This is a genomic window from Cupriavidus sp. CER-90 (assembly GCF_057652055.1).
This window is the reverse complement of record NZ_JBYGYM010000002.1, coordinates 3,277,173-3,289,520: the sequence shown is the minus strand read 5'-3', so window position 1 is coordinate 3,289,520 and position 12,348 is coordinate 3,277,173. Positions and strand designations below refer to the sequence as shown.

The window sequence follows — 12,348 nt, the reverse complement described above, 5'->3', positions numbered from 1 at the left end:
GCGTGGCTCATCGCAGGCTCCCCACCGTACGGCCTCGCGCACCGGCACGCAGCCCGGCATCGACACGCAGATCGAAATGCGCGTAGCCTGGAAAAAGCTGGGGCGCCTGAATGTGCAACGGCAGGCCGGCCAGCGTCAGTTCGCGCTGCCATGCGTGTACGTGGCCGATCCCGGCGCGGCTGGGCAGCGCACCGCGCATCGATTCCGCCGCCTTTGCGCCGGCCCGGCGTCCCATGCTCAGGATGTCCAGCAGGGCATTGCCCATCAGCCGGTTGCGTCCGTGGATGCCGCCGGTGACCTCGCCCACGCCGAACAGGCCCGGCACGTTGGTCGCGCCGTCCTTGTCGATGGCCATGCCGCCGTTCTGGTAGTGCAGCGTCGGGTAGACCAGGAAGGGCACCTGCGCCGCGTCGTGCCCGCATTTGTGCGCCAGATGGGTCAGGGTGACCAGGCGTTTGGCCAGGATGCCAGGATTTTCCAGCTCCAGCGTGGGCGTGTCCAGAAACACGCCAACCTGTCCGTCACGGCTGATGCCGCGGCCTTCCGCGCATTCCCGCAGGATGGCCGAGGCCACGACGTCGCGCGGCTTGAGTTCGTCCACGAATCGCTCCCCTTCGCCATTGATCAGCTTCGCCCCGGCCGAGCGCGCGGCCTCCGAGATCAGGCCGCCTGCCAGGTGGGGTGGATAGGCAATGCCCGTGGGGTGGTACTGGAACGAGTCGAGTTCCCGCAGCCGCGCCCCCATGCGATAGGCCAGCACCAGGCCGTCGGCGGTGGCGCCATAGTGGTTGGACGTCGGGAATGCATTCAGATGCAGCCGGCCGGCGCCGCCCGTGGCGAGGATGACCGCACGGGCGCGCACCAGTACGAAGGCCCCCCATTCGAGGTTGTAGATCACGGCCCCGGCGCAGCGTCCGCGCTCGTCGGACAGCAGTTCGACCACCGGGCAGCGGTTCCAGGCGGCAACACCCGGATCAAGGTCCACCGCCTCGCGCAGCACGCGCATCATTTCCAGGCCGGTGTAGTCGCGATAGGACAGGATGCGCGCAGCGGAGGCCCCGCCTGGCTTCTTGCGCAGCAGGTTGCCACCGACTGGCCGATCTTCGGTCTGGTCGAACATCATGCCCAGCCGGATCAGCCACCGGATCACGTCGGGACCGTCCGAGACCATCTGCGCGACCAGTTCACGGTCTGCGCAGTAATGACCGGCGCGCAGGGTGTCCTCGAAATGCAGTTGCAGGCTATCGTCCTCGCCGATGGCTGCCTGGATGCCCCCTTCGGCCATCACGGTGTTGCTGTCGCCCAGGCGTAGTTTGGTGGCAAGGACGACCTGGGCGCCCTGTGCCGCAGCGGTCAGTGCCGCCGCGCAACCGCCGCCGCCGCCGCCAATGACCAGGACATCGGTCGTGACCAGTTGCGCGCCGGCGATATCGACGTCGTCGATCAGCGCGTTGGCCTGAAGGCTGCGCGCCAGGTCCGGCTGGCAGGGGTCGCCACGGTTCGGCCCGACGGACAGGGCGACTCTGGCGTTCGGCCCATGATCGGGGTGATAGGCCTTGAGGAGCGCCTCGACAGACGTCGTGTCGTCGCGCATGGCGGGCGTCACGCCACGCTTGTAGCGTTGACAGGCCTCCTGGTAGGGGATGCTGGCTGGCATGGGTGTCGGCTCTCAACCCTGGTGTGAAGGATGCGCGCCCGGCGCGTCCAGATCGATCGTCATCTCGCCACGCTCGATCTGCTGCAACCGCTGCATCAGGTTCGCCGGCCGCAGCGACAGCGAAGCGATCATGCGCCGCACGAACAGGCCAAGATGGTTGGGCTGGATCAATTCCGGGCAGGCCAGCGTGCAGAGGTTGCACATGACACATTCGTCGAAGACCTGCGCCGACGCCGCCAGTTCGCCCGCCACGGCAAGATTGACGCCGCGCTGGACATCGAGCTGCTTGGGGCAGGCACGGTCACAGCCGCTGCAGTGCCGGCAGTGGGCCGCCTCCGGAAAGGTCTCGGCAATCGTGCCCAGGATCCGCCAGCTGTCGCCGATATCCTCGATCCGATAGACATGGCGCGATGACGAGGTGAAGTAGTCAAGGAAGGCCACCTGCATGCCGTCCTCGACCATCGTCTCGCAGGCCAACGCCGTCTTGACCTCCGGCTCGCCCTCGCGCCGGACCATGACGCGGCAGGAGCCGCACACCCCCTGGCCCATGCAGCCGACACCTTCCACGAGCGTCTCGCCCGCGTGGATGAACGCCTGCAGGATCGAACAGCCGGCCGGCGCCGCGATTTCCCGTCCTTCTATGTTCAGACGTGCCATGCTTCCCGCGCCTCCTGTTTTGCGGTGGTGGCCGGACCCTGTATTGCCTTCCAATCGGCCGTATAAACCATAGCACAGGGAAGGTTATTGCCCAACGGATCGCGTGTGGCCGGCGGCATCGGCCGGTCTGCAGTGGCGACAGTTTTTTTCGGATTGGAGGACTCTGTCAAAAATTTGCGGGCTGCTGTCGCCTGCCTGTCGATGGGTGATTCATGGGGCATAAATAGCCCGATTCCACCGCGCGTCCTACGGGTTCCCCCTGAGGGTTTGAACCGCTCGGCAGGCTCAACATGAACGCCGGAAAAAGCTGCCATGAAAGGCGCGCATGACGGTCTTTCCGCGGCCGAAAATTGAAATTGAACGACCGTGCTATTTTGTGTATGCTTGTCCCGCTTTCGAGCCGAATGGCTTGTGGCACAAGGGATTGCGGGCCATCGCGCAGCCGGCCCGAAGTTCCGGCAGGATCAGAGCAAGACTGCATTCGAGAATTCGAATCCCGAGACAACCCATGAGCCCCTAGGAAGACGAAGGGCTCGCAAATACCAAAGGAACGCGTATGACAGCGCAGTATCAGGTACAGGACGGCGTAGCCGTTATCACGCTCGACAATCCCCCGGTCAACGGCCTCGGTCACAGCACCCGCCTGGGCATCGTCGAAGGCTTGACCCGTGCGCTGGACGATGCCGCCGTCAAGGCTGTCGTCATTACCGGCGCTGGCAAGGCGTTCTCGGGCGGCGCCGACATCCGTGAATTCAATACCCCCAAGGCCACGCAGGAGCCGACGCTGCATTCGGTGATCCGTGCGCTGGAAGCGTCGACCAAGCCGGTCGTGGCCGCCATCCACTCCGTCGCCATGGGCGGCGGCCTGGAACTGGCCCTGGGCTGCAACTACCGCGTGGCCGCCAAGGGCGCGCAGATCGCGCTGCCTGAAGTCAAGCTCGGCCTGCTGCCGGGCGCGGGCGGCACGCAGCGCCTGCCGCGCCTGATCGGCCTGGAGCACGCGCTGAACATGATCGTGTCCGGCACGGCCATCCCTTCGGAAAAATTCGCCGGCTCGAAACTGTTCGATGAACTCGTCGATGGCGACGTGCTGCCCGCCGCCGTCAAGTTCGCCCAGAACGTGGCCGCCGCCCCCGGCCCGTACCCGAAGGTGCGCGACCTGAAGGTGCGTCACGAAAACGCCGAAGGCTTCCTGGCTTTTGCCAGGAACACCGTGGCGGCCGTGGCCAAGAACTTCCCGGCGCCGTCGAAGTGCGTGGATGCCGTGGCCGCGTCGCTCAAGCCGTTCGAAGCCGGCCTGAAGGAAGAGCGCGAAGGCTTCATGTACCTGGTTGGTACGCCGGAATCGCGCGCGCTGCGCCATGCCTTCTTCGGCGAGCGTGCCGCCAGCAAGATCCCCGATGTGCCCAGCGATACCCCGGTCCGCAAGATCGAGCGCGTTGCCGTGATCGGCGCCGGCACCATGGGCGGCGGCATCACGATGAACTTCCTGAATGCCGGCATCCCAGTGACGATGCTCGAGACCAAGCAGGAGGCGCTGGACCGCGGCGTGGGCACGATCCGCAAGAACTACGAGAACAGCGCCAAGAAGGGCAAGCTCACGCAGGAAAAGGTCGAGCAGCGCATGGGCCTGCTGACCACCACGCTGTCCTATGACGACATCAAGGACGCCGACATGGTCATCGAGGCCGTGTTCGAGGAAATGGGCGTCAAGGAAATCGTCTTCAAGAAGCTGGACGAAGTGATGAAGGCCGGCGCGATCCTGGCCTCCAACACGTCCACGCTCGACGTGAACAGGATTGCCTCGTTCACCAGGCGGCCGCAGGACGTGGTCGGCATGCACTTCTTCAGCCCGGCCAACGTCATGAAGCTGCTGGAGGTGGTGCGCGGCGAGAAGACCGGCAAGGACGTGCTGGCCACCGTCATGCAGATCGCCAAGAAGATCAAGAAGACGGCCGTGGTCTCGGGCGTCTGCGACGGCTTTATCGGCAACCGCATGATCGAGCAGTACAGCCGCCAGGCGGGTTATCTGCTGGATGAAGGCGCGCTGCCGGAGCAGGTGGACCGCGCGATCGAGAAGTTCGGCTTCGCCATGGGCCCGTTCCGCATGGGCGACCTGGCCGGCAACGACATCGGCTGGGCCATCCGCAAGCGCCGCGCCGTGGACAAGCCGGACATCCAGTATTCAAAGACCGCCGACAAGCTTTGCGAAATGGGCCGCTTCGGTCAGAAGACCGGCGCCGGCTGGTACGACTACAAGGCGGGCGACCGCAAGCCGTACCCGAACGCGCAGGTCAACGAGATGATCGTCGAGCATTCGAAGGAACTCGGTATCACGCGCCGCAAGATTTCCGACGAGGAAATCGTCGAACGCCTGGTGTTCGCACTGGTGAACGAAGGCGCCAAGATCCTGGAAGAGGGTATTGCGTCGAAGGCGTCGGACATCGACATGGTGTACCTGACCGGCTACGGCTTCCCGCTGTTCCGCGGCGGCCCGATGCTCTACGCCGACCAGGTTGGCCTGTTCAATGTGGCCCAGTCGATGAAGCGTTACGCCAAGGGCTACCACGGCGAAGCCTGGAAGGTGGCCCCGCTGCTGCAGAAGCTGGCCGACGAGGGCAAGGGCTTCAACGGCTGAGACACGACGGCCTGAATCGCGACAGGAACAGGGAAACAGGGGACACGGAACCATGGCCTACGGCGCGCAGGACTGCCTGCTGGTGATCGACGTGCAGAACGACTTCATGCCCGGTGGCGCGCTGGCCGTGCCGCAGGGCGACGAAGTCGTGGCCGTGATCAACCGGCTGGCGCCGGCATTCGAGCATGTGGTCCTGACGCAGGACTGGCATCCGGCCGGGCATGCGTCGTTTGCCACCAGCCATGCAGGGCGCGCGCCGTTCCAGACCGCCACGCTGCCGTACGGCGAGCAGGTGCTGTGGCCGGACCACTGCGTGCAGGACACCCCGGGCGCCGCGCTGCATGCGGACCTGCGTGTTCCGCATGCGCGGCTGCTGATCCGCAAGGGTCACCATGCCGGCGTGGACAGCTACAGCGCCTTCCTGGAAGCGGATCGCACGACAAGGACCGGCCTGGGCGGCTATCTGCGCGAGCAGGGCGTCCGGCGCGTGGTCTGCGTCGGGCTGGCGACCGACTACTGCGTGGCGTGGAGCGCGCTCGATGCGCGCGCGGCGGGCTTCGAGGCGGTGGTCGTGGAAGATGCCTGCCGGGCGATCGACCTGGACGGATCGCTGGCCCGCGCCTGGCAGGAGCTGGCCGCGGCCGGCGTCCAGCGTACGACGTCCGCGGCGTTGCTGGCCGGCAGTGCGAACCACAACCCCTGGCTTCCCGAGTCCTGACGATTCACGTCGACCTACCGAATATTCGTCGCAAGTTGGCTAGAGATAGCCAGAGACACCAAGATACCGAGGAGCAACACATGAACGAGGCAGTCATCGTATCCACCGCCCGTACCGGGCTGGCCAAGAGCTGGAAGGGCGCTTTCAACATGACCCACGGCGCCACCCTGGGCGGCCACGCCGTCCAGCACGCTATTGCGCGGGCCAAGATCGAGGCCGGTGAAGTGGAAGACGTGCTGATGGGTTGTGCCAACCCCGAAGGCGCCACCGGCGCCAACATCGCCCGCCAGATCGCCCTGCGCGCCGGCTGCCCGGTGACCGTGCCCGGCGCCACCGTGAACCGCTTCTGCTCGTCGGGCCTGCAGACCATCGCCATGGCCGCGCAGCGCGTGATCGCCGACGAAGGCGATATCTTCGTCGCCGGCGGCGTGGAATCGATCTCGTGCGTGCAGCAGGAGATGAACCGCCACATGATCCAGGAAAGCTGGCTGAACAAGAACAAGCCGGAAATCTACTGGAGCATGCTGCAGACCGCCGAGAACGTGGCCAAGCGCTACAACATCTCGAAGGAGCGCCAGGACGAGTATGGCGTGCAGAGCCAGCTGCGTGCCGCCGCCGCCCTGGAAGCCGGCAAGTTCAAGGACGAGATCGTGCCGATGACGGTGCTCGCCGGCGTGGCCGACAAGGCCACGGGTCAGCTGATGACCAGGGAAGTCACCATCGACGCCGACGAAGGCATCCGCGCCGACACCACGCTGGAAGGCGTGTCGAAGATCCGCACGGCCATGCCCGGCGGCGTGATCACGGCCGGCAACGCGTCGCAGTTCTCGGACGGCGCTTCGGCTGCGGTGGTGATGAACGCCCGCGTGGCGGCCGCCAAGGGCCTGCAGCCGCTGGGCGTGTTCCGCGGCTTTGCCGTGGCCGGCTGCGAGCCCGATGAAATGGGTATCGGCCCGGTGTTCGCGGTGCCGAAGCTGCTGAAGAAGACGGGCCTGAAGGTCGAGGACATCGGCCTGTGGGAGCTGAACGAGGCGTTCGCGGTGCAGGTGCTGTACTGCGCCGACAAGCTGGGCATCCCGATGGATCGCCTGAACGTGAACGGCGGTGCCATCGCCGTGGGCCATCCGTACGGTGTGTCCGGCGCCCGCCTGGTTGGCCATGCGCTGATCGAAGGCAAGCGCCGCGGCGTCAAGTACGTCGTGGTGACGATGTGCATCGGCGGCGGCCAGGGTGCCGCCGGCCTGTTCGAGGTGCTGTAAGGCGTCTCGGTTGCATGTTGTCGTCCCTCTCCGATGTCGTGGAGAGGGGCGGGGGAGAGGGCGGGTGTATCAATCTGCGATATCGCGCGTTGAAACGCGATTCCCCTCTCCCCCAACTCCTCCCCCGCATGCGGGAGAGGAGCGCTTTTCCTCCCCTTATTTCAGCCCGGAGCCTCGCTTTCCATGTCGCTGATTCTCTCCCGTCGTGATCTCAATTTCGTCCTGTACGAATGGCTCGATGCCGAGTCACTGACCCAGATTCCCCGTTTTGCAGACCATTCGCGCGAAACCTTCGACGCCGCGCTCGATACCTGCGAAAAGATCGCCACGGACCTGTTCGCGCCGCATAACAAGAAGAGCGACGCCCAGGAACCGCATTTCGACGGCGAGACTGTCACGATCATCCCCGAAGTCAAGACCGCGCTGAAGGCGTTCTGCGAAGCCGGCCTGATGGCCGCCGGGCAGGACTACGCGTACGGCGGCATGCAATTGCCGGTCACGCTGGAGAAGGCCGCGTTCGCATATTTCAAGGCGGCCAATGTCGGCACCAGTTCGTACCCGTTTCTGACCATCGGCAATGCCAACCTGCTGCTGACCCATGGCACGCCGGCGCAGATCGACACCTTCGTGCGGCCGGCGCTTGAAGGGCGCTTTTTCGGCACGATGTGCCTGTCGGAACCCCAGGCCGGGTCGTCGCTGTCGGACGTCACCACGCGGGCCGAATACGAAGGCGAATCGCCGCTGGGCCAGCAATACCGGCTGCGCGGCAACAAGATGTGGATCTCGGCCGGCGAGCATGAGCTGTCCGACAACATCGTGCACCTGGTGCTGGCGAAGATTCCGGGCCCGGATGGCAAGCTGATTCCGGGCGTGAAGGGCATTTCGCTGTTTATCGTGCCGAAGTACCTGGTCAACGCGGATGGCTCGCTGGGCGAGCACAACGACGTCGTGCTGGCCGGCCTGAACCACAAGATGGGATACCGGGGCACCACCAACTGCCTGCTGAACTTCGGCGAGGGCATGAAGTACAAGCCGGGCGGCAAGGCCGGCGCCATCGGGTATCTGGTGGGCGAGCCGCACAAGGGCCTGGCCTGCATGTTCCACATGATGAACGAGGCGCGTATCGGCGTGGGCCTGGGCGCGGTGGCGCTGGGCTATACGGGCTACCTGCACGCGCTCGACTACGCCCGCAACCGTCCGCAGGGCCGGCCGGTCGGGCCGCAGGGCAAGGACCCGGCCAGCCCGCAGGTCAAGCTGGTCGAACACGCCGACGTGCGCCGCATGCTGCTGGCGCAGAAGAGCTATGCCGAAGGCGGCCTGGCACTGAACCTGTACTGCGCGCGGCTGGTGGACGACGAGCACGCCGCAAAGGCGGCCGGCGAGACGGCACGGCACCGCGAGCTGTCGCTGCTGCTCGATATCCTCACGCCGATCGCCAAGAGCTGGCCGTCGCAGTGGTGCCTGGAAGCCAACAGCCTGGCCATCCAGGTGCATGGCGGCTACGGCTACACGCGCGAATACAACGTCGAGCAGTTCTATCGCGACAACCGCCTGAACCCGATCCATGAAGGCACGCACGGCATCCAGGGTCTGGATCTGCTGGGCCGCAAGGTGGTCATGCAGGACGGGGCGGCCTTCCAGTTGCTGGGCCAGCGCGTACAGGCAACCTGCCAGCGCGCCGCGGCCAGCGGCGACAAGGGGCTGGGCGAACAGGCGCGTGCGCTGGGCGCGGCGGCCGCGCGGCTGGCCGAGGTCACGCAGACGCTGTGGTCGGCCGGCGATCCGAACGTGACGCTGGCCAACGCATCGGTCTATCTGGAGGCTTTCGGCCACGTCGTGGTGGCGTGGATGTGGCTGGAGCAGGCGCTGGTGGCACAGGCGGCGCTGGCTGGCGCGAAGGGCGAGGATGCCGATTTTTATCGCGGCAAGCTTGCGGCGGCGGCGTACTTCTTCCGGTTCGAGCTGCCCAAGGTGTATCCGCAGTTCGACCTGCTGGCCTCGCTGGACCGCACCACGCTCGACATGCAGGACGCCTGGTTCTAGATCGCAAGCAACCATGCACCATAAGGAAACGGAGACAACATGAGAACCATCCAGCAACTGTTCGACCTGAAGGGGCGCACCGCACTGATCACGGGCGGCTCGCGCGGGCTGGGCCTGCAGATTGCCGAGGCGCTGGGCGAGCAGGGCGCGCGTCTGGTGCTGTCGGCGCGCAAGGCCGACGAACTGCAGTCGGCGCAGGCCCACCTGAAGGCGCGCGGCATCGAGGCCGACTGGATCGCGGCCGATGGCTCGCGCGACGACGAGATCGCACGCCTGGCGGACGAGGCGCTGGCCAGGCTGGGCCACGTCGACATTCTGGTCAACAACGCGGGGGCCACCTGGGGCGCCCCGGCCGAGGATCACCCGATCGAAGCCTGGGACAAGGTGATGAACCTGAACATCCGCGGTCTGTTTCTGCTGTCGCAGAAAATCGGCAAGCTGTCGATGATCCCGCGCCGCCATGGCCGCATCATCAATGTGGCATCGATTGCCGGCCTGGGCGGCAATCCGCCGGGCTCGATGGAGACCATTGCCTATAACACGTCGAAGGGCGCGGTGATCAATTTCACGCGCACGCTGGCTGGCGAATGGGGCGAGCACAACATCACGGTCAACGCGCTGGCCCCGGGCTTCTTCCCGTCGAAGATGACCAAGGGGTCGCTGGACCGCCTGGGCGTCGACAAGATGTGCGAAGGTGTGCCGCTGCACCGGCTGGGCGACGACGAAGACCTGAAGGGCGCCGCGCTGCTGTTTGCGTCGGACGCCGGCAAGCACATCACGGGGCAGATCCTGGCGGTCGATGGCGGGGTCAGCGCGGTGTAAGTGCCGTGCAAGTTCCGTGTAGGTGCCGTGTAGGTGCCGTGCCCGCGCTCCCAACCCCTCTCCGGAACACGGGCGCGGGGCGCGAAGCCGGCGCATCATTCAGGCCGAAGGTTTTTTCCATTGCCCCCCAAACATGACCCAGCGCCAACTCAATATCCCGTTCCTTGCCGATCTCGGCGTGCTGTGCAACACCATGGAAGGCGGCCGCAGCGAGATCGAGCTGGATCTGCAGACGCGCCACCAGAACAGCTGGGACATGGCGCACGGCGGCGTGATCATGACCCTGCTCGACGTGGCGATGGCCATCGCCGGCCGCTCGTCCGACGCCGAAGGGCGGGGCGTGGTGACCATCGAGATGAAGACCAGCTTCATGGCGCCCGGGCGGGGCAAGTTGACCGCGCGCGGGCAGACCGTGCATCGTACGTCGACGATGGTGTTCTGCGAAGGCGAGATCGTCGACGCCGACGGCAAGATCGTGTCGAAGGCTTCCGGCACGTTCAAGTACATCAAGCGCATGCCGCCCAAGCGGGAAACCGGGGCGGCGGATTCGGGTGCCGACGGCTGATCCCGTCGCGCCAGCAGTGCTTCCATCCCAAAAAACAGCCAAACACCGCGCAAGCCACGCGCCAACCGAGCGAAGGAATCCACACATGTCGAAGCAAACCTACAAGCGCATCGTTCTGGCCTCGCGTCCGGCCGCAGCCGTCACGCCCGAGAATTTCCGCCTGGAAGAGGTGGCCGTGCCGGATCTGGCCGACGGCCAGGTCATGGTGCGCAATCATTTCCTGTCGCTGGACCCGTACATGCGCGGCCGCATGAGCGACAGCAAGTCGTACGCCGATCCGCAGCCGCTGGGCGAAGTGATGATCGGCGGCACCGTGGGAGAGGTCATCGCCAGCAAGAACCCCAGGTGGAACGTCGGCGACAAGGTCGTCGGCATGTTCGGCTGGCAGGAAATCGGTGTGACCGACGGCGGCGGCATGCAGAAGGTGGACACCACGCATATCCCGCTGTCGGCCTACCTGGGCTCGGTCGGCATGCCCGGCGTGACCGCCTGGTATGGCCTGAACAAGATCATCGCCCCCAAGGCCGGCGAGACCATCGTGGTCAGTGCGGCCTCGGGCGCCGTGGGCAGCGTGGTTGGCCAGCTGGCCAAGCTGGCCGGCTGCTACGTGGTGGGCGTGGCCGGCGGCAAGGACAAGTGCGACTACGTGACCAATGAACTGGGCTTCGACGCCTGCGTGGACTACAAGGCGGCCAAGGACGCCAAGGAGTTGTACGCGATGGTCAAGGCCGTGACGCCCAAGGGTGTCGATGGCTACTTCGAGAACGTCGGCGGCGACATCCTCGACGTGGTGCTGGCCCGCCTGAACCCGTTCGCGCGCATCGCCGTGTGCGGCCTGATCGCCGGCTACGACGGCCAGGACATGCCGATCCGCAACCCGCGCGCCATCCTGGTGTCGCGCTGCAAGATCGAGGGCTTTATCGTGTCCGAGCACATGGACGTCTGGCCGCAGGCGCTCAAGGAACTGGGCGGCTATGTGGCGCAAGGCAAGATCAAGTTCCGCGAGAGCATCGCCGAAGGCCTGGCCAGCGCGCCGGAGGCCTTTATCGGCCTGCTCAAGGGCAAGAACTTCGGCAAGCAGCTGGTGAAGATGGTCTGAGCGGCACCCCACCCCACAAAAAAGGAGACAGCCATGAACGCCCAGCAAACCGCCAATGACAAGGATGACATGGCCGCTGGCCTGTCCGAGGAGGTCAAGGCCCGCTACCGCAACCTGCCGCGCCCGCCGAAGTTCGACACGCCGGCCCAGGAGCGGCTGCACCGCAAGCAGCGGCTGGCGGCGGCGTTCCGGCTGTTCTCCAAATTCGGGTTCGACGAAGGCGTGGCCGGCCATATCACGGCGCGCGACCCCGAGTTCACCGACACGTTCTGGGTCAACCCGTTCGGCGTGCATTTCAGCCACGTCAAGGTGTCGAACCTGATCCGCTGCGACCACCACGGCAACGTGGTGGAGGGCGACTATCCGGTGAACGCGGCGGCCTTTGCCATTCACTCGCGCGTGCACCAGACGCGTGAAGACGCCGTGGCCGCGGCCCATTCGCACAGCACGTACGGCCGGGCGTGGTCCACGCTGGGGCGCAAGCTCGATCCGCTGACCCAGGACGTCTGCGCGTTCTACAACGACCATGCGTTGTACGACGACTTCGGCGGCGTGGTGGTCGAACTGGACGAAGGCCAGCGTATCGCCAACGCGCTGGGCCCGAACAAGGCGGCCATCCTGCAGAACCATGGCCTGCTGACGGTGGGCAAGACCGTGGACGAGGCCGCCTGGTGGTTCATTACGATGGAACGGTCGTGCCAGGTGCAGATCCTGGCCGAATCGGCGGCCGCCCGGACGGGCCAGGCACCGAAGGTGATCAGCGATGCGGCGGCCAGCCAGGCCTATGCGATCGTCGGTACGGCGCAGGCCGGCTGGTTCCAGTTCCAGCCGTTATATGCACGTATCGTTAAAGAACAGCCGGATCTGCTCGATTAAGCAGGAGTCGATCT

General features: G+C 65.8%; 10 protein-coding genes. 8 read left to right on the top strand and 2 right to left on the bottom strand.

All coding sequences use genetic code 11. From position 1 onward, the window contains the following. Positions 1–7: 7 nt before the first annotated feature. Together AC24R4_RS25590 and AC24R4_RS25585 are read right to left on the bottom strand one after the other, a co-directional pair. Positions 8–1,657, bottom strand: coding sequence for an FAD-binding protein (locus tag AC24R4_RS25590; protein WP_487523830.1), 1,650 nt, complete (start codon positions 1,655–1,657; stop codon positions 8–10). A gap of 12 nt (positions 1,658–1,669) precedes the next feature. Continuing rightward, a complete protein-coding gene (locus AC24R4_RS25585) occupies positions 1,670–2,314 on the bottom strand; it encodes a 4Fe-4S dicluster domain-containing protein (protein ID WP_487523829.1) in 645 nt (214 codons plus the stop codon). A 556-nt stretch (positions 2,315–2,870) separates the two neighbouring features. Here AC24R4_RS25585 and AC24R4_RS25580 point away from each other — a divergent pair. The 8 genes from AC24R4_RS25580 (at position 2,871) to AC24R4_RS25545 (ending at position 12,334) form a co-directional block, all read left to right on the top strand. Then, entirely contained in the window at positions 2,871–4,952 is a 2,082-nt protein-coding gene (locus AC24R4_RS25580; RefSeq protein WP_400391886.1) for a 3-hydroxyacyl-CoA dehydrogenase NAD-binding domain-containing protein, read from the top strand. Positions 4,953–5,004: 52 nt separating this feature from the next. Next, the gene (gene pncA / locus AC24R4_RS25575; protein ID WP_400391889.1) at positions 5,005–5,670 is read left to right on the top strand and encodes a bifunctional nicotinamidase/pyrazinamidase; all 666 of its coding nucleotides are present in this window, start codon (positions 5,005–5,007) and stop codon (positions 5,668–5,670) included. Positions 5,671–5,750: 80 nt separating this feature from the next. Continuing rightward, positions 5,751–6,929 carry an acetyl-CoA C-acyltransferase gene (locus AC24R4_RS25570; protein WP_313837770.1) on the top strand — a complete coding sequence of 393 codons (1,179 nt, stop codon included), beginning with the start codon at positions 5,751–5,753 and terminating at the stop codon, positions 6,927–6,929. A gap of 183 nt (positions 6,930–7,112) precedes the next feature. Further along, a complete protein-coding gene (locus AC24R4_RS25565) occupies positions 7,113–8,972 on the top strand; it encodes an acyl-CoA dehydrogenase (RefSeq protein WP_400391892.1) in 1,860 nt (619 codons plus the stop codon). A gap of 39 nt (positions 8,973–9,011) precedes the next feature. Next, positions 9,012–9,794 (top strand): SDR family oxidoreductase, encoded by a 783-nt coding sequence (locus AC24R4_RS25560; RefSeq protein WP_153948188.1) that lies wholly within the window; start codon positions 9,012–9,014, stop codon positions 9,792–9,794. Positions 9,795–9,927: 133 nt separating this feature from the next. Then, a complete protein-coding gene (locus AC24R4_RS25555) occupies positions 9,928–10,359 on the top strand; it encodes a PaaI family thioesterase (RefSeq protein ID WP_153948189.1) in 432 nt (143 codons plus the stop codon). An 85-nt stretch (positions 10,360–10,444) separates the two neighbouring features. Then, positions 10,445–11,458: an NADP-dependent oxidoreductase gene (locus AC24R4_RS25550; protein WP_400391897.1), complete on the top strand. Its 1,014-nt coding sequence runs from the start codon at positions 10,445–10,447 to the stop codon at positions 11,456–11,458. Positions 11,459–11,491: 33 nt separating this feature from the next. Then, entirely contained in the window at positions 11,492–12,334 is an 843-nt protein-coding gene (locus AC24R4_RS25545) for a class II aldolase/adducin family protein (RefSeq protein WP_400391900.1), read from the top strand. Positions 12,335–12,348 lie beyond the last annotated feature (14 nt).